This window comes from Flavobacterium plurextorum, assembly GCF_024638035.1.
In the GTDB taxonomy this organism is placed as follows: Bacteria; Bacteroidota; Bacteroidia; order Flavobacteriales; family Flavobacteriaceae; genus Flavobacterium; species Flavobacterium plurextorum.
On the sequence record NZ_CP100442.1, the window covers coordinates 3,076,307 to 3,092,906 of the forward strand.

21 protein-coding genes are annotated in these 16,600 nt (G+C 37.2%); 7 read left to right on the forward strand and 14 right to left on the reverse strand.

The genetic code is table 11. The features are described from left to right. The first annotated feature begins 1 nt into the window (after position 1). The 5 genes from NLG42_RS13725 (at position 2) to nhaA (ending at position 4,472) form a co-directional block, all read left to right on the forward strand. The gene (locus NLG42_RS13725) at positions 2-490 is read left to right on the forward strand and encodes a hypothetical protein (protein WP_035688624.1); all 489 of its coding nucleotides are present in this window, start codon (positions 2-4) and stop codon (positions 488-490) included. After that, positions 478-1,188: an NRDE family protein gene (locus tag NLG42_RS13730; protein ID WP_219071039.1), complete on the forward strand. Its 711-nt coding sequence runs from the start codon at positions 478-480 to the stop codon at positions 1,186-1,188. The genes NLG42_RS13725 and NLG42_RS13730 overlap by 13 nt, the downstream gene beginning before the upstream one ends. A gap of 166 nt (positions 1,189-1,354) precedes the next feature. Next, positions 1,355-2,233 (forward strand): D-alanine--D-alanine ligase, encoded by an 879-nt coding sequence (locus NLG42_RS13735; RefSeq protein WP_307774275.1) that lies wholly within the window; start codon positions 1,355-1,357, stop codon positions 2,231-2,233. A gap of 2 nt (positions 2,234-2,235) precedes the next feature. After that, on the forward strand, positions 2,236-2,880 hold the full coding sequence (locus tag NLG42_RS13740) for a hypothetical protein (protein ID WP_056251096.1): 645 nt from the start codon (positions 2,236-2,238) through the stop codon (positions 2,878-2,880). 398 nt (positions 2,881-3,278) lie between these two features. Continuing rightward, positions 3,279-4,472 carry a Na+/H+ antiporter NhaA gene (gene nhaA / locus NLG42_RS13745; RefSeq protein ID WP_219071041.1) on the forward strand — a complete coding sequence of 398 codons (1,194 nt, stop codon included), beginning with the start codon at positions 3,279-3,281 and terminating at the stop codon, positions 4,470-4,472. Here nhaA and NLG42_RS13750 read toward each other — a convergent pair. The 11 genes from NLG42_RS13750 to NLG42_RS13800 form a co-directional block, all read right to left on the reverse strand. Beyond that, the gene (locus tag NLG42_RS13750) at positions 4,469-5,779 is read right to left on the reverse strand and encodes a DUF389 domain-containing protein (RefSeq protein ID WP_219071042.1); all 1,311 of its coding nucleotides are present in this window, start codon (positions 5,777-5,779) and stop codon (positions 4,469-4,471) included. The genes nhaA and NLG42_RS13750 overlap by 4 nt on opposite strands. A gap of 141 nt (positions 5,780-5,920) precedes the next feature. Then, positions 5,921-7,705 (reverse strand): chloride channel protein, encoded by a 1,785-nt coding sequence (locus tag NLG42_RS13755; RefSeq protein WP_219071043.1) that lies wholly within the window; start codon positions 7,703-7,705, stop codon positions 5,921-5,923. A 124-nt stretch (positions 7,706-7,829) separates the two neighbouring features. Continuing rightward, a complete protein-coding gene (locus NLG42_RS13760) occupies positions 7,830-8,249 on the reverse strand; it encodes a hypothetical protein (RefSeq protein ID WP_219071044.1) in 420 nt (139 codons plus the stop codon). A gap of 154 nt (positions 8,250-8,403) precedes the next feature. Then, complete coding sequence (locus NLG42_RS13765) at positions 8,404-9,588, reverse strand: DUF3570 domain-containing protein (RefSeq protein ID WP_056251106.1); 1,185 nt, start codon at positions 9,586-9,588, stop codon at positions 8,404-8,406. Positions 9,589-9,605: 17 nt separating this feature from the next. Further along, a complete protein-coding gene (locus NLG42_RS13770; protein WP_056251109.1) occupies positions 9,606-9,839 on the reverse strand; it encodes a DUF4266 domain-containing protein in 234 nt (77 codons plus the stop codon). Next, entirely contained in the window at positions 9,836-10,729 is an 894-nt protein-coding gene (locus NLG42_RS13775; RefSeq protein ID WP_219071045.1) for an FAD:protein FMN transferase, read from the reverse strand. Before NLG42_RS13775 ends, NLG42_RS13770 begins: the two co-directional genes overlap by 4 nt. 40 nt (positions 10,730-10,769) lie before the next feature. Next, positions 10,770-11,204, reverse strand: coding sequence for a thioredoxin family protein (locus NLG42_RS13780; protein ID WP_219071046.1), 435 nt, complete (start codon positions 11,202-11,204; stop codon positions 10,770-10,772). Positions 11,205-11,309: 105 nt separating this feature from the next. Beyond that, positions 11,310-11,999, reverse strand: a complete 690-nt coding sequence (locus tag NLG42_RS13785; RefSeq protein ID WP_219071047.1) for a VIT1/CCC1 transporter family protein — start codon at positions 11,997-11,999, stop codon at positions 11,310-11,312. Positions 12,000-12,008: 9 nt separating this feature from the next. Continuing rightward, positions 12,009-12,407, reverse strand: coding sequence for a hypothetical protein (locus NLG42_RS13790; protein ID WP_219071048.1), 399 nt, complete (start codon positions 12,405-12,407; stop codon positions 12,009-12,011). 137 nt (positions 12,408-12,544) lie between these two features. Next, entirely contained in the window at positions 12,545-12,982 is a 438-nt protein-coding gene (locus tag NLG42_RS13795) for a hypothetical protein (protein WP_219071049.1), read from the reverse strand. 276 nt (positions 12,983-13,258) lie between these two features. Beyond that, positions 13,259-13,639 (reverse strand): hypothetical protein, encoded by a 381-nt coding sequence (locus tag NLG42_RS13800; RefSeq protein WP_219071050.1) that lies wholly within the window; start codon positions 13,637-13,639, stop codon positions 13,259-13,261. 362 nt (positions 13,640-14,001) lie between these two features. Between NLG42_RS13800 and NLG42_RS13805 the strand changes: the two genes are divergently transcribed. After that, entirely contained in the window at positions 14,002-14,433 is a 432-nt protein-coding gene (locus tag NLG42_RS13805; protein ID WP_219071051.1) for a hypothetical protein, read from the forward strand. A gap of 246 nt (positions 14,434-14,679) precedes the next feature. Here the strand turns inward: NLG42_RS13805 and NLG42_RS13810 are convergent, their stop codons facing one another. From NLG42_RS13810 to NLG42_RS13820, 3 genes are all read right to left on the reverse strand, one after another. After that, entirely contained in the window at positions 14,680-15,102 is a 423-nt protein-coding gene (locus tag NLG42_RS13810; RefSeq protein WP_116751095.1) for a response regulator, read from the reverse strand. A gap of 154 nt (positions 15,103-15,256) precedes the next feature. Next, on the reverse strand, positions 15,257-15,457 hold the full coding sequence (locus NLG42_RS13815; RefSeq protein ID WP_219071052.1) for a hypothetical protein: 201 nt from the start codon (positions 15,455-15,457) through the stop codon (positions 15,257-15,259). Then, the gene (locus NLG42_RS13820; RefSeq protein ID WP_219071053.1) at positions 15,454-15,744 is read right to left on the reverse strand and encodes a TIGR03643 family protein; all 291 of its coding nucleotides are present in this window, start codon (positions 15,742-15,744) and stop codon (positions 15,454-15,456) included. The genes NLG42_RS13815 and NLG42_RS13820 overlap by 4 nt, the downstream gene beginning before the upstream one ends. A 171-nt stretch (positions 15,745-15,915) precedes the next feature. Here NLG42_RS13820 and NLG42_RS13825 point away from each other — a divergent pair, with 171 nt between their 5' ends. After that, complete coding sequence (locus tag NLG42_RS13825) at positions 15,916-16,599, forward strand: SDR family NAD(P)-dependent oxidoreductase (RefSeq protein WP_219071054.1); 684 nt, start codon at positions 15,916-15,918, stop codon at positions 16,597-16,599. Position 16,600 lies beyond the last annotated feature (1 nt).

Below are 16,600 nucleotides of genomic sequence, written 5' to 3' on the forward strand. Positions count from 1 at the left end.
CATGTTACTAGAATCAATACGCCAGAGTTTAGATGAGTTAATTTATCTATTAGATCAATTGTCAGATCAGGATTATTCAAAATCTTGCCAGGCTTTAAGTAATGCCACAATTGGCGAACATACAAGACATATTCTGGAGATGTTTCAATGTCTGGAACAAAGTTATGATTCGGGAATTTTAAATTATGACAACCGCCAGAGAAATAAGCAAATTCAAACCGAAACAGAATTTGCTAAAAAATGCATTATTCAAATTAAAAAAGAATTGAAAAGCGAGAACAAAATAATCTATCTCGAACAGTTTATTGATGGTCTTAGCATGAGGATTCAAAGCAATTATTATAGAGAATTGCTCTATAATTTAGAGCATTGTGTGCATCATCAGGCGCTCATAAAAGTGGCCGTTTTGCAATTCGAAAATATTATCATTGATGAAAATTTTGGTGTAGCGCGCTCGACCATAGCATACAGAAAACAATGTGTACAGTAAGTTTTGTAAATAATAACGGAGTTGTAATGATCACTTCAAACAGGGATGAAAAAGTAATTCGTCCCAGTGCTATTGTGCCCAGGAATTATAAGCATAAGGGAAAAAATATGATGTACCCAAAAGATTCAAAAGCGGGGGGAACCTGGTTTGTCATGGATGAAAACGGAACAGTTCTGGTTTTGCTAAATGGCGGAATCGCAAAACACAATGTGATACTGCCTTATCGAAAAAGCCGCGGACTAATTGTTTTGGACATTATTTCGGATGATTCTCCAAAGGACTTTTGGAAACAAATTGATCTGGATAATATTGAGCCTTTTACGCTGGTTTTGTATCAGGAAAAAGAATTGTACGAATTGATTTGGGATGGCATTGAAAAAAAGAGCACAATATTAGATGAATCCCGAAATTATATTTGGTCATCAGTTACTTTATATACAGATCCGGTAAGAAAGAAAAGATCAGACTGGTTTTTTGATTTTTTGAAAGATAAAAATGAAATATCACCATTGGAAATGCTGGATTTTCATCGAAACACAAGCAGCGAAGACACTCAAAATGGTTTAATTATCAATAGAGAAAATAGGATGAAAACCCTGAGCGTAACCCAAAGCGTAATAGAGCAAAATAGGGGGGTAATGAAATATTATGATTTAGTCAAAGCAGAAGATTTTTCAACCTCATTTATTCGAATTTAAAAACATTCAGATGAAACTATTTTTTCATAAAATTACCAATTGGGAATATTGGCCATTTCAGGTTCTGTATGTTCCTATCTATTTTCTTTGGGCCTATTATGCCATCAGAGCAAGATCTTTTTTTTTCTTTAATGCCTCTAATCCGAAAATTAAAAACGGCGGGTTTATGATGGAAAGCAAAAAACAGATTTATGATCTGCTTCCTGAAAAATGCTACCCGAAAACCATTTTAATTAAAGAAAATACGGATTTTAAAACCATAGCAGATAAGGTATTAGAAAGGGAAATCTATTTCCCGTTAATTGCAAAGCCGGATATTGGCCTGCGTGGTTCGGGCGTGAAAAAAATTAAAACAATATCGGAGCTGAAAGACTATGCCCAAAAAGCAAATTTTGATTTTCTTTTGCAGGATTTAATCCCATTCAAGAATGAAGTGGGTGTTTTTTATGTTCGTCATCCGCTGGAAAAATACGGAAAAATTACCGGAATTGTCTCTAAAGAGTTTTTGATTGTAACAGGTGATGGCAAATCAACAATTGAAAATCTGATCAAACAAACGCCAAGATTTCAGTTGCAGTTTAATGTTTTAAAAGAAGAATATGGTGATCAATTGGACCTGATATTACCCAGAGGCGAAACCATAAATTTAGTTCCATTTGGCAATCACGCCCGGGGCGCAAAATTTTTGGATGGCAGCCATTGGGTTACGCCAAAATTAACCAAGATGATCAATGAGCTCGCTGCTCAAATCCCTGAATTTTATTTCGGGCGTTTCGATATCATGTACAACACTTTTGAAGAATTAGAACAAGGAGAAAACTTCCAGATTGTAGAATTAAACGGCGCGGCAAGCGAACCTACACATATCTATGACCCCAAACATTCGGTTTGGTTTGCCTGGAAAGAACTGGCACGACATATTACTTATATGTATGAAATAAGTGTTGAAAACCATAAAAAAGGCATTCCCTATTTAGAGCACAAAGCAGGTATGCGTGAGTACAGATTGCATCTGGCACAAAACAATAAAATAATGAATTTCTAGAAATGAAAAAGTTAAAAAATATCTCCGTTGGATTTCTGGTAAGTTTTCTCGGATCAGTTCCGCTGGGATACTTAAACTTAGTTGGACTGGAAATCTATGCAAAATCAGGATTTCATAATTTGGTTTACTTTTTGTTTGGAGTCATATTTATTGAAACCTTTGTGATTTATTTTACGCTGCTTTTCGCCAGAGAGCTTATCAAAAACAGAAAACTCATGAAGATCATAGATCTGTTTTCAGTTGGGTTCATGCTTACTCTGGCGTTTGTTTTTTATTTGAATTTCAATCACCCGGCAGAGTCTAACTATTATTTAGGGAGATATTTGATTTATTCTCCATTTATAATTGGGGTAATTTTAAATGGATTTAATTTTTTACAATTGCCTTTTTGGACCAGCTGGAATTTATATCTGCTCAATGAAAAATATATTACCATTCAAAGGAAGCTAAAATATTATTATATCGCAGGAACCTTAATGGGTATTTTTACAGGAATGCTTAGCGTAATAATAATATTGCAGTCTGTTTTACAAGACACAAATCAATTCGCAAAGGGCATACTGCCTGTTTTTATTCCGCTTTTTTTTATTGCTTTAGCAGGTATTCAATTGTTTAAAGTATATAAGAAATATTTCAGTGTGTATTAGAATTTTAAAAGGGTAAAATTTATTATGATTTGCAGGTGATTTTTAGTGGAGACTATTAATTAATAATTTTTCAGGAGCTTTTCCCGCTATCGGTTCCACCCGAGTGCCAGCGTACTGGCGAAGCAATCTTTTGTGCCAAGCCCCGGCACAAAAGGATTTCACTGCCATCGAGGGTAGGGCTGCCACAGAGCCCTGTTTTGTCGTGGAGGACTGCACATTCAAACGCAATTCTTTGCAGCAAACCTGAATTTTACCTGCTGAAATGATAAATTACAGTCTGAATATTATTCTTTAAATCACACGAAAAATATTTCCATGCAGCCCTGTTTAAAATACAGTCTATTGGTTTTTGGTATATTTAATTGGAGGTACAGTTATAATGAGTTAAATTTGTATTTATGGCAAAACTCATAAATCTTAAGGTCTTTTCTCATTTTTTCCGATCCTCCTCTGCAGGTGGAATTATATTATTAATCTGTGTACTTATATCACTTTTGATTGCCAATTCAGGATGGTCGGATGGTTTTAAGGAACTGCTTAATTTTGAATTGGGATTCAATAGTTCTTCGCTGCATTTAAAATATCCGGTTTTACTCTGGATCAATGACGGGCTTATGGCTGTTTTTTTTCTTCTTGTAGGACTGGAAATAAAAAGGGAGATAATAGAAGGGGAGCTTTCGTCATTTGCCCAGGCAGCTTTGCCGGTTTTTGCCGCAGTAGGCGGTGTAGTGATGCCGGCCTTAATTTATTTCTTTTTTAACAATGGCGATCCGTATACGGCCAAAGGCTGGGGGATTCCAATGGCTACCGATATTGCTTTTGCGCTGGGAATTTTATCCCTTTTAGGCAGTAAGGTGCCTTCGGGCCTTAAAATATTTCTGGCCGCGCTGGCTATTGTGGATGACCTTATTGCAATTTTAGTAATAGCCATATTTTACTCCTCGGAACTTAATTTTCTCTATTTAGGATATGCAGGGGCATTGTTTGTTTTATTGATAATCTTTAATCGAATGGGTGTCAAAAATCTGTTTTTTTACCTGATCCCCGGAGCAGTTATCTGGTATTTTATTCATCACTCGGGTATTCATGCCACTATTGCCGGTGTTTTGGTAGCCATAACACTGCCCACTACTGAGGATGATACGGAGTCTGCGCTTGAAAAACTGGAACATGCCCTCACTCGTCCGGTGAATTTTATAATTATGCCCATTTTTGCCCTTGCCAATACCAATATCACTTTTGAATCTGAAATGATAGCAGGGCTTTTCAGTAACCTGGGACTGGGTATTATCCTTGGATTGTTTTTAGGTAAACCCATTGGGATTTTTATAATGTCATGGCTTTCGGTCAAGCTGAAAATTGCCGAGCTTCCCCAGTCTGTTACCTGGATGCATGTATTGGGGCTTGGTCTGCTGGGCGGGATCGGATTTACAATGTCGATTTTTATAGCACTTCTTTCCTTTGGAGATGCACTGCATCAAAATGAAGCCAAATTCGCGATACTCATTGCCTCTACAATTGCCGGTATTTCAGGATTTTGCATTTTGAGCCTGTACAATAAGAAGCAGAAAAAAGCTCTTGGGGAAAATTAATGTTTCTTAAAAAGTTCCACATCTTTTACCAGCAGGCGCTCATTGAGCCACAGCTTGAGTTTGTCGCTCTGGGCCGGACTTAGAGTTTTAGCGCCGTCATAGATAACGGCCGTTATCGTTGTAATGCTGTCTTTTTGATTAACAAGGCTGCTTTTATTGATAGAGAGTGAACTTACCTCGGGAAATAAAACCCTGGTTTCTTTTAAAATCTGAATGTTGTCAAATTTGTTCCTGGTCAGCTGCTTTTCCAGCTGCATGATCTTAACGTCTTTGACATTCATCTCATTCTCACTGCTTTTAATCTGGCTCAGGATATCGCCCTTTAGAGCATTGAAGCGGTCAGTGCTGTCCTGACGGATCTGCAATTGTGTGCCGGCCAGGTATTTATTCAGGTTCAGTTTATCTTTAAGCTCTTTTATTTCTGATTCAGAAAACCGTCTGGAGAGGAAAGCCAGCTCGAGTTTTTTAGCTTTAGGCGTAAAATCAGTTTTTTTATACACTATGGTATATCCTTTATTGGTGAATTCACGCTCAATGAAAAGATCTGTATTTTTTTTGAACTGCTGCTCCCTGTACAGGGAGTAGGCCAGATAGCTGCTGGGTACCAGCATAACTGTTATTAAAAAAGCAATGGTATACTTTACCCGTTTTTGGTGTCTTTCATCTACCTGTTTAACGGCCGGGTAGTTAAGGTATTTAATGATTAAAAAAGTAGCGATCCCTATAAAGACGCAGTTGATGCAGTAGAGATAAAATGCCCCTAAAAAGAAGGTCCACTGCGCGGTGGCAATCCCGTAACCGGCCGTACACAGCGGCGGCATAAGGGCCGTTGCAATGGCAACCCCTGGAATTGGATTGCCTTTTTCCGATCTGGTAACGGCAATCACTCCCACAACACCTCCAAAAAAGGCGATAAGGATATCATAGATATTTGGGGAAGTCCTGGCCAGCAGTTCGGACTGTACATCCTTGAAGGGACTAAGGTAAAAATACAAGGTCGAAACCACCAGGCTTACTACTGTTGCAGTCAGTAAATTTTTGAGTGACCTTTTAAGCAATGAAAAATCATAAATACCCAATGCGAATCCGGCCCCCACAATCGGCCCCATGAGAGGGGATATGAGCATTGCCCCGATAATCACAGCTGTTGAGTTTACATTTAACCCAACCGAGGCGACAATAATAGCGCAGGCTAAAATCCAAAGGTTTGCTCCTTTGAACGTTATATTGTTCTTTACCGCCTCCAGGGTTTTTACCCTGTCATCTTCTCCATCGCGAAGGTTGAGCAGGTCTGTAATTTTTCTCATAATCTATATAATTAGCAAGCGATTTAATACGCTATTTTGGCATGTAGGACTAAGATAAGACTAATTTTAATAATTATTTACTGAAATCGGGCAAATGAGAACTCAAAGCTGATTGAATTCATTTTTATATAAGGGAAGGTTTTATTCAAAAATCATCGATTTTAGCCTGTTTCGATACGATTCCAGCACATCTGATTTGGTTATAAAACCATAGTACTTCCCGTTTTTAATCACCGGCAGGAAGGCCTTATTGCTTTTTTCAAATTTATTCATAACGGTCTGCATGCTGTCAAAGAGATCCGCAGTCTGGACTGGCTGTACCATTATATCTTTTACAAGGATATTTTCCGCTTTGATATTATCAAAAATTACTTCGCGGATATCATTAAAATACACCAGTCCCTGAAGGTCATTTTCACCGTTTACAACCCCAAAAATAACCTGATCGGAATGTGCCAGAAGATCGGCAACATTTTCAAGGTTTTGACTGGTTGCTATAGTGAGGTAATCTTTTTTGACAAGATCTTCAATTTCCAGTGTGCACAGAATATTAGTATCCTTGTTGCCGGTGAAAACATTTCCTTTTTTAGCGAGGTTCTTTACATCCAGGGAGTGCTTTTCAAAACGCTTGGAAACAGCAAAACTCACAGAGGCTACAATCATAAGGGGAATCATCAGATCATATCCTCCTGTTATCTCTGCAATAAGAAAAATAGCCGTTAGCGGCGCATGAAACAGGCCGCTGAGGATCCCTGCCATGCCCACGAGCGTGAAATTGCTGACGGGAAGATCAGTAAGTCCCGTGAGATTTAAAAATTTGGAAAAGAAATATCCGGCATAAGAGCCCAAAAAAAGCGAAGGGGCAAAATTACCGCCGTTACCGCCGCTTCCCAAGGTAATTCCCGAAGCAAATGCCTTGAGCATCATAGAAAACCCTACAAAGGCCAGCAGTACCCAGCTGTTGTCGGCATAATCCCCAAATAGCGTATTTTCAAGCAATTTTCCGGGCTCTTTGTCGGCAAGGGTTTTAATGCTTTCGTATCCTTCGCCAAAAAGCGTAGGGAAAATAAAGATCATCAGTCCTAAAATGCAGGCCCCGATTAGCGCTTTTTTATAGATGCCAAATTTTAAATGGGCAAAATAGTGCTCGGTTTTTAAAAATTTCCGGGCATAAAAAACGGCAATAAAACCCGTGAAAAGTCCCATTAAAACGTAAAAGGGAATATTATGGTAATCGAAAGTCTGTTTTTCCCTGAAGGTCAGCAGTACATTCTCATTAAGCACTATGGTGGAAACCAGTGTTCCGGTGGCAGCTGCAATCATAATAGGGGTAAAGGCCGAAATAGTCACATCCACCAGCAGCACCTCGATGGCAAAGAGCACCCCGGCAATCGGCGCATTAAAGGCGGCCGCTATACCGGCGGCAACCCCGCAGCCAATGAGCAGTGTGCGTTCCTGATAGCTTAACTTGAACTGCTGGGCAAAATTGGAGCCAAAAGCGGCGCCTGTGATCACAATGGGGCTTTCCAGTCCTGCAGATCCTCCAAGCCCTACGGTGAGCGAGCTGGTGATAATCTGGGCATACATCTGCTTTTTGGGAATAATACTGGCTTTTCTGGCCACAATATATAAAATCTGTGAAGTCCCTTTCTCCAGGGTGCCTCCCAGTACTCTTTTCACCACAAAAACAGTTAAAAGAATACCTATAACTGGCAGGATGCTGTTTATAAAACTCAGCTTTAAGGTGCTGTTGATGTAAGTGGCAAAAGAATAGACCCAGTGCGCGAAGGCTTTTAAGAAAATTACGGCAAAGGCGGAAATAATTCCGATAAGGACACTGGAGAGAAAAATAAACTGTTTTTTGGTTAATTTTTCCTGTCCCCAGATCAGCAGGTTCTTTGCCTTTAGGAGTTGTTTTTTGAACATTTTACTAAATTGTAGTGTAGAATCACAAAGTTACCTCTTCAAAGGTGTTAACGGGAAAAATGAAACGTTAATGTAATGCTAATTTTAAAGGCAGGGTTTACGGCGCGAGATAATTTGACTGCCATTACCGCTTGTTTAAAATTTTTCCCGATACGGTAAGCTCTATGTAAAGAAGCAGGCAGATGATTGCTGTTTCAGCTGAGAAGTACATCAGATCAAGAATTGTAAGCTTGTTGTAATGAATAAATAAAAAGGCAATGGTCAGCGCGCAGTACAGTAAATTGGCAAAACTTATTAGTCTGATGTAAAGCGCCCATTTTGCTTTTAAAAATAAAAAGCAGGCAGCCGAGTAAAAGCAGAAACAAGCTGCGATTGAGAAGAGTAAATTGAGTGTTGTCTTGGGCATGCCAATATAGGGGCTTAGATTTGAAAGCACTCCACAAAGCAGTACAGCGGTTAGCAGAGCCCCCACAGAGTCAATTAAGAAAAGTCTTCTTGGATTCTTTGCCAGATGACGGGTTAATTTTTCAAAAATTCTATTCATTTTCTATTGCTGTTCGCTGATTTAAAGGTAACGGTTTTTTATCAGAGATTCTTATCTGTTCTTTTTGTACCAGGACAATTTCATTTTGCTGCTGTGATGTTATTCAAACACAAAGCCCAATTGGATTGGGCTTTGTGTTTTTAAATAATTAATTCTATTTGTATTTGATGTTAATACTGATAATGTCCGAAGTCATATTGGTAGTTCTTGTATAATGACCATAACGAATCTCTAAAGTATTCCAGTGTTTGAGTCCGAAGATTCCGTTTAATGGAGTGAATTTCATTCCCATCCCAAAGAAACTGCTGTCAAACTTAGACAAATCATAGTTGCTGGTGTAATATTCATCAGCTGCTGTATGTTCGCCATACGGTTTAAAATACTTCGTGCCAGTTTGGGTATAATATCTGTAAAACGGGCTCATTGAAAATGCCTGGGTTAATTTCACCGGAATTTCAAGATCGGCAGTATGTGCTCTGAGACTCCAGTCATCGGTATAATATCTGTAATAGGCGCGAATAATTACATTGTCTCCTAAGAAATAACTGGCCCTGATCCCCAGTGGAATTTTAAGTCTGGTATCGGGCATTTTTTCCTGATGAACAGAACCGTCTGCAAAATAAACCCTGTGAAACGGAAGGCTTAAATATCCGTTTTGGCTGATAACGTCACCTACAAGCATGACCTGCAGATTTTTGTTTACTACCTGAGAATAACTCAAAGTTCCTGCAAAAGTATTTCGGTTCGCGCTTCCGTAGCCTTCGCCTCCCGAAGTGCGAAGCTCAACAGGTTCAATCAGTTTTAACTGATCGAGAAAGGTTTGAAATTTGGCCGTGAATTCACCATTTCTGTCTTTTGTTTTTTGGGAGAAGCTGATATTGCCTCCAAACGACTGATAATCAAATTCGGTCGATGATGAAACGCCAATACCCAATGTTCTTCCTTTCTCTTCATTTTCTCTTAGATAAGTTAGAGAAGGGTAGAAGCGGTTGTCTGAAGAAGATGCAGATGAATTGGCACTTAAATCAATCATATCTGATGAGGCAGAGGTATAGTGGTCAATACCGGCTTCAATATCAAAAGTATGCTTGATTCCGGTTTCTCCGTATTTTACCAGTTTAACATCGATCGTGTTGGCAATGTCGGTTAAATGTTCAGAACCAATTCCCCCGGTAACGGCTGAATTGTTTCCGTCCTGCTTGTAATAGCTGGAAACCAGATTTACCTCCTCTAGTTTTAATTTTTTGCTTTTGTAAGCTGTGGAATCTGTAGGAACATTTTGTGCTCTTGTCTGAAATAATGCCAGTAAGGCAAATCCTGTAATGAATATTCTTTTCATTTTTTATAGTATGAAAATTAGTTACAACCGCAGCCGCCGCCGCTTTTTCCTGAATTTGCCCCGGAAGCTCCTTCACGGTAGGATTGGAAACTGAGTTCTGTCTTTTCTATTTTCCTGTTGGAAAGGACCATTTCAGAATCGTTGATTTTTCCTTTCTGGTATTCTTTTACCGATGTGCAGGAGGTGAACAGAATGCCCGTAAAAGCAATGCTGCATAACAGTACTAGCGCTTTTTGTTTTGGCTTTTTCATTTCAGGTTAATGTTTTTAGAAGTGTAAATTTTATTGTTGTCGTCGATGATAATACAATATAGATCTGCTATCTGATCTATTAAAAACAAGCCTGCTTTAATACCCATAACCGCTATTGGAGTGGCCATTGCATCTGCAAATTCTGCGTTTCCGCTAATAATGGTCACGCTTTTTATTCCGGTTATCGGAAGTCCTGTTTTTGGGTCAATGGTATGCGAATATTTTTTGCCGTTAATGGTTACAAACTTTTCATAATTTCCAGAGGTCGCCACTGCTTTATTGGAAATTTCCATATAAGAGAATGCTGCATTTGGAGCATCAGGATCTGCTACGCCAATTGTCCATTTTCTGCCGTCTGGCTGTAATCCCCAGGCCGAAAGATCTCCGCTGGCATTAATAATTCCGCTTTCAACATTATGATTTAAAAGAATCTGCTTTGCCATTTCTGCGGCATATCCTTTTCCGATACCGCCAAAACCAATTCGCATTTCTTTTTGTTTTAAATATACGGTTGTGTTTTCCTGATCTAAAATGATATTTCTGTAATCAATAAGATGTACCATTTTGAGTGCCGTTTCGGCATCTGGTAATTGGGTCATTGCTTTATCAAAATTCCATAGACTTTTGTCGATACTTCCATAAGAAATATCAAAAGCTCCTTGTGTAATTTTAGAAATTCCAATACATCTTTCGATAAGATTAAAAACTTCTAAATCTACTTTAACAGGCTTAATTCCTGCATTTTCGTTAATCAGGTTGGTTTGGCTGTCGGCTTTATAAGTAGTCAAAAGTTTTTCGATGCGTCTTATTTCCTCAATGGCAAGGTTAATACTCTTATTTCCAATATGCTCATTTTCTGCCACAACAGTAATAGTAAAGTTGTTTCCCATGAGTTTTAGGGACTCGGAATACTTCTGTTTTTTCAGTATGTTACTTTTTGCTATCACAGATTGCTTTTATTTCGGCTGTCCACTGCTCAGGAGTAGTTTCTGGTTTTCCGTGCCAGGTTTTAAGAACTTTTCCATCAGCATCAAGAAGCAGGGTTAGAGGGAAACTTCCTTCTTTATTGTAAATTTCGGCTAAATCCTCGTTTCGCTTTACTTGCTGGGGAGTTCCAATGTTTTTCTTCTTTCGTGGAAAATCAGCATTAACCAGTACCAGATTCTCGTTGGCCATCTCTGTGAATGTTTGATTTTCAAGATAGTCTCTGCGCGTCACGATACAAGGCCCGCACCAGTCTGAACCGGAAAAGTTGAGTAGAATTAATTCGTGCTTTTCCTTTGCCACTTTTTTGGCATTAGTAAAGTCAGGTTCCCAGTTGATGGGAAGTACTGTCATTAAAAGGAACATTGTAATTAGTTTCATTTTGCGGAGTTGTTTTAAGTATATACGAAATAACGAATTGTTGGGTATCTTATTTTTTTTGCTTGCTTAAGATTCGATTAAATTTTAAATCAAAAAAACTATTCCCTAAGCAGTCTGAACACCAAAAATATAACCCACGAGTGCTGACATTACCATGGCAAAAGTACCCCAGATACAGATACGTAATACCGCTTTTAAAGTATGTGATCCGCCAGCTTTTGCTGCCAGTATTCCTGATAATGCCAAAAAGAGTATGGAGAAGCCATATTGATAAAAAACCATTTCTTTGATAGGAGCAAAAATAGCCACCAAAAGCGGCAATAAACCACCAATAATAAAGGATATGGCCGATGCAAAAGCTGCAGTTAAAGGATTGGCCTGTGTGATTTCATTGATTCCCAGTTCATCCCGGGCATGGGCTTCAAGGGCATCATGAGCCGTTAATTCGACAGCAACCTGCCTGGCCAGTTCTTTATTTAATCCTCTTTGAATGTAAATATCGGTGAGTTCTTCCAGTTCTTCTTCGGGCAGCGTTTCAAGAGCGATTTTTTCTCTTTTCAAATCTGCAGTTTCTACATCAGACTGGGAACTTACCGATACATATTCGCCTGCCGCCATAGAAAGCGCACCTGCTACTAAACCTGCTACGGCCGCAAGCAAAATAGGTTCTCTGGTTATACTCGCCGCCGCAACACCAATCGCTAAACTAGTGGTCGATAAAATTCCGTCGTTTGCCCCCAGAACTGCTGCCCTGAGCCACCCGCTTCTATTGATATAATGATTTTCAACGTGCATAATTTTAATTTATAGTAGTTTAATCCAATCCGGATCTTCAGAGGTTTTTGGAACGCCTCCAAAATTAGTTTTTAGAAACTGTCTTATTTGTAATGCTGTTTTTTTTTGTGTAGCACTTTTCCAGTCATTCATATCATAAATATGAATCTGCTTTGCATTTGCGTTTGTAACAAATGAAATTCGGTATATTGAATCCTTATATTTTTTTATTTCATTTAACATCTCGCGATTTGGCAGCACAACAAGAATATTTTCCCAATCAAGAAAATCCTTAGGGATATCCTCACGGTCTTTTAATCCTAAAAATTCGAAAAAGGCTATTATTTTTTTGTCATTAAGCTTCTCTATATTTGAATCAACTGATTTTAAGAAGGTATGAAGTTTTGCCTCATCCTGAATTGTATTCATATTAAATTTTTTTGTTTTATATCATAAAAATTACATCAACACATTGTAAAGTAATGGATTAAGACTTGTAGAATGATTCTGAATTTTATAATACTATTTTAGGTTCGTAAATATTTTATGAAATAATCAGTTAGCAGTTATCTAATTTCAGAATGTCTGATTTCCCCGCCTGTAGTGCCTGTTTGCTGACCAAAGTATAAAACTGTCAGGCAGTACACCACTATAGCCAATGCAATATAATTAGCATACAATTTCTTTTTCCAATTGCTCCATAAAGCGGCTATAGAACCTATGCCCAATGCATAGGATAATAAAGCAAATACCTCTGCTTTTTCTTCATGTTCATGGATTAAACTTTTAGAGATTCCCTCAATTTGTTTTACCACATGCTCGGCGCCTTCGCCTGTTGCTATTGCTGCAAATGCCGTAATTGCTCCCAGTATAAAAATACAGTAAGCTGTTCTTTTTACAATTTCAGATTTTACTGCAAATCCGCCTATGAGTATCAATAAACCTACAATGGGTATAATAATAGGCAAGTGGTTCAATACTAAGTGATAATGTGCTCCGTTCATAATGTTTTGTTTTAAAGTATTAATTTTCTATTCTTCTTTGTTCTCCATTTTCATCCAGGCAATGCATTGGCTAAACCCGATTTTGTGCCTGTTGACATTGCTGTTCATAGACCAATCGGGGCAATTATAAAAAGCCCTGCGATGAGTTTATTGCTTACACAAAACTCAATTATTTTTAGAAAGCATAAGTTTGTTTTGTTAATCGTCGTTGTAAAAAATAAGCAATAGCAAAACACGCGCCAGTAGACGTGAAATTTTTAAGCCGATAAAAAACGATTAACAGTCTCTGGGCGGCTGCCAGATAGAGGAAAGGGAAATAGAAGAATAGGTAAATGAATACGTATATAAATTTTGTTTTTTATACGTAAAATTTACTTTTTGTATGGTTTCGTATTCTTGTATCAACGGGTAAAATACAACAGAACTGATATTGGTGTGTGATTTAAAAGGCAGTTTCATATCCTTAGCATAATCGGCATCATATACATCTGGTCCCTGATAGTGAATGCATAAAAACTCAAGAATTGTTAAGGCAGGATTTCGTTCTTTATGTTCCACATAATGTTCTACCATTACAGGCAGCTTTATAAGCTCTACCAATTGCGTTATAGAAAGCAGGTAGACCGATAAAAATAATATGGAAAGGTGTTTTTTCACAATTCAAATATAGCTAATAATCCTGTAATATTTTCAGGTAACTACTTGTTTAGAAATGTTGTAAATAGTTAAGTCTTGCCAAAATACTTTTAAGTTTTACCTGCAAAAAGATAAAAGGCTGTTTAAAAACAAAGGACGATAAAGCTATTACTGGAAGTTTATTCCTACTGACTAGAATGGTTCTAAATGTTAAATTTGATTGTTTTTTTTCTTGAATTCACACTAAATTAGCCATTGCATAAAAGCCACTGTTAAAAAAACGCCTTATTTTTTATTTATCAGCTGTTAATAGGATTACATGTCCAATTGTAGAGCATTACCAATAAACTTATCCTGTAGTAATTTAATTAGAAATATTATCCATGTATACAATAAATACGCAGCTGGCCTATTTTAAATACAACTTAGATTCTAAAAAGTTAATTGTAAATATTAAATGGTTTAAACTTGATAAGTTTAGCAATTTAAATTTACAAGCGCTTTCTTTTAACAAATCAGATCTTGAACTTTTTAAGAGTTTTATAGCTAAAAATAAACCTAACTTTCCCGGTTCTTGTTTTGTTGAGCAAACCACAAAAGAAGGATTTGATATGTTGATCAATAATGAATTATCTCAAAGTGCATTGCCCTATTATCTCATTTTATCCAAAAATCCAAAGTTAAATTTGGGCAATTCGATTTATCAGACTGAAATGATAATCTTGATGAATGAAAATTATCAATTCACTATTAATTATACTTTGGATTTTGACGTAATAGGTAAAATTGAAGTTTACAAACAGGTGAAAGAATAGAAAATAAATTAAATCAATTTACGGTTTAAATTATCGAAAATTTTTATGTTACATCATACAAAGCATCAAAATCTCCCGGTCTATTATCGATAAACGAAAACGGTGTCTTGAAATTCTTCAGAAACTGAAAGGAGAGCAAAGTTAACCAGATTCTAATTTTCAGTGGTCTTATTCCGAAAATTGGTGTGGCCATTCAGTTGACAACTGTTTGTTAATTGTCCTAATTTTTCCACATTTAGAATAAAATTATGTATTTGGGTGAACGCAATTTTTCCAGTACTCAAGTACTGTATTGATAATTGCTTTTGTTTTATGGAAGTCATTTTCTTTTTTAAAAAAGCCTTGAATACTAAGTGTAGTGTAAGCTTCTTCAATGGCATTTTCCGTTGCTGCGGTTGAGTAAAAAACAAAAGGTATGCTTTTTTTTCTAAGGACCGGGTCAGCATCTATAAGTCTCTTTAGCTCCAGTCCATTCATAATTGGCATGTTCACATCGCAAAAAATAATCAGCATTTTTTCATTACTGTTACATAGGTATTCAAGTGCTTCTGCGCCATTAATTTTCCAGACGATTTTGTTAGTGGTACCCAGAGATACAATTACATCTTCTAAAATCTCCTTGTCATCTGCATCATCTTCTATTATTAGGATATTACCGTTTTTTATCATTGTATTATTTTTAAGAGTATCTAAATGTATAACGTTTTTTTTAATATAGTAATAATTAGAGCATAAAGTATATTAGGTATACTGATGTAAATTTAGTACAACCTCTTTTTTATCTGTTACCGCGTTAATTTTTATGGCAAAAAAGGAATCTACTCTAAATTATGTGTTCCAAGATTTTTGTTGCAAGTCCAATATGAAACAGGGAACTAAAGATAGACAAATTCGTATTTCCTGACCGGCTTTTGGTTCCAATGAGTGAAACACTTTTAAAACCTCCAAGACTATTGATCAGATGAACTCTTTCGCGGCTCTGCAGCTGATCAATATCTGTAGAATCTAGAAATTTTGTTTTCATCTTCGCTTTGAAATTTTATTGTTAGAAATCCCGCGCTGTCTGCTGCATTTAAAGCGATCGATTTCTGATGGACGTTTTGCTGCATGTTTGGTTTTGCTGTTCTCAACACGTCTGCGCCATAATTTATAACTGCTGAATTTTAGTTCTTTTTTCATTAAAGCCTTTACATCAGCTTCTGATAAATTGAATTGAAACTTTATGGCATCAAAAGTGGTTCTGTCTTCCCAAGCCATTTCTATTATGCGATCCAGTTCAAGGAGAGAAAAATTACTTTGTTTCGTGTTCATGCCAATAAGCTGTTTAGATTACCATTTTTTGTCTGCAATAGCGCTAAGGTAATTAATTAGATTTATTTTTGTTTAATGTTATTTGATAAAAGTTAAACAATAACTATCTTTATGATGAAAACAGCATCTTTAAAAAATTGATTTACAATGCAATAATTAAATTATAGAACAATGGAAAAAATAGCAGTTATCGGTGGCAGCAGGGGAATTGGCAGTGCAATATTGCTGCAGCAGTTAGAAAATAAGCAGGTGTATAACATCAGCAGGACTGCTCCTGAAATTTATCATCCTAATTTAATCCATTATCCGGCTGATATTTTAAATGATAATCTTCCCGAAATTGAAAGTCTCGATGCTCTTATTTATTGTCCGGGATCGATAAACCTAAAACCTATTTCAAGTCTGAGTATTGATGATTTCAGGAATGATTTTGAAATTAATGTTATCGGCGCCGTAAAAGCGATACAGCATTATCTGCCGGCTTTAAAAAAAGCAGCACATCCCTGTATTGTGCTTTTCAGCACCGTTGCAGTAAAACTCGGAATGCCGTATCATGCCAGCATAGCCGCTGCTAAAGGCGGAGTTGAAGGGCTTGTAAAATCATTGGGCGCAGAGCTGGCTCCGGCAATACGCATTAATGCCATTGCCCCAACGATTACTGAAACATCATTATCTGCTTCGATTCTGCGCAATGAGCGTATGAAAGAAAATATGATAGAGCGCCATCCGCTTAAAAATTATTTAAAACCCCGGGAAGTGGCACACATGGCAGATTATCTGATTTCTGAAGCGGCAGGATCAATTTCGGGCCAGATTTTTCAGATGGATTATGGTCTGGTTAGTATTAAAATATAAT

Coding starts and splice junctions, on each gene's coding strand:
- NLG42_RS13810 (WP_116751095.1), bottom strand. CDS start 15,102: ATGATAAAAAACGGTAATATCCTAATAATAGAAGATGATGCAGATGAC.
- NLG42_RS13795 (WP_219071049.1), bottom strand. CDS start 12,982: ATGAACGGAGCACATTATCACTTAGTATTGAACCACTTGCCTATTATT.
- NLG42_RS13760 (WP_219071044.1), bottom strand. CDS start 8,249: ATGAATAGAATTTTTGAAAAATTAACCCGTCATCTGGCAAAGAATCCA.
- NLG42_RS13755 (WP_219071043.1), bottom strand. CDS start 7,705: ATGTTCAAAAAACAACTCCTAAAGGCAAAGAACCTGCTGATCTGGGGA.
- NLG42_RS13770 (WP_056251109.1), bottom strand. CDS start 9,839: ATGAAAAAGCCAAAACAAAAAGCGCTAGTACTGTTATGCAGCATTGCT.
- NLG42_RS13765 (WP_056251106.1), bottom strand. CDS start 9,588: ATGAAAAGAATATTCATTACAGGATTTGCCTTACTGGCATTATTTCAG.
- NLG42_RS13805 (WP_219071051.1), top strand. CDS start 14,002: ATGTATACAATAAATACGCAGCTGGCCTATTTTAAATACAACTTAGAT.
- NLG42_RS13825 (WP_219071054.1), top strand. CDS start 15,916: ATGGAAAAAATAGCAGTTATCGGTGGCAGCAGGGGAATTGGCAGTGCA.
- NLG42_RS13790 (WP_219071048.1), bottom strand. CDS start 12,407: ATGAATACAATTCAGGATGAGGCAAAACTTCATACCTTCTTAAAATCA.
- NLG42_RS13785 (WP_219071047.1), bottom strand. CDS start 11,999: ATGCACGTTGAAAATCATTATATCAATAGAAGCGGGTGGCTCAGGGCA.
- nhaA (WP_219071041.1), top strand. CDS start 3,279: ATGGCAAAACTCATAAATCTTAAGGTCTTTTCTCATTTTTTCCGATCC.
- NLG42_RS13750 (WP_219071042.1), bottom strand. CDS start 5,779: ATGAGAAAAATTACAGACCTGCTCAACCTTCGCGATGGAGAAGATGAC.
- NLG42_RS13815 (WP_219071052.1), bottom strand. CDS start 15,457: ATGAAAACAAAATTTCTAGATTCTACAGATATTGATCAGCTGCAGAGC.
- NLG42_RS13725 (WP_035688624.1), top strand. CDS start 2: ATGTTACTAGAATCAATACGCCAGAGTTTAGATGAGTTAATTTATCTA.
- NLG42_RS13780 (WP_219071046.1), bottom strand. CDS start 11,204: ATGAAACTAATTACAATGTTCCTTTTAATGACAGTACTTCCCATCAAC.
- NLG42_RS13735 (WP_307774275.1), top strand. CDS start 1,355: ATGATGGAAAGCAAAAAACAGATTTATGATCTGCTTCCTGAAAAATGC.
- NLG42_RS13775 (WP_219071045.1), bottom strand. CDS start 10,729: ATGGGAAACAACTTTACTATTACTGTTGTGGCAGAAAATGAGCATATT.
- NLG42_RS13820 (WP_219071053.1), bottom strand. CDS start 15,744: ATGAACACGAAACAAAGTAATTTTTCTCTCCTTGAACTGGATCGCATA.
- NLG42_RS13730 (WP_219071039.1), top strand. CDS start 478: ATGTGTACAGTAAGTTTTGTAAATAATAACGGAGTTGTAATGATCACT.
- NLG42_RS13740 (WP_056251096.1), top strand. CDS start 2,236: ATGAAAAAGTTAAAAAATATCTCCGTTGGATTTCTGGTAAGTTTTCTC.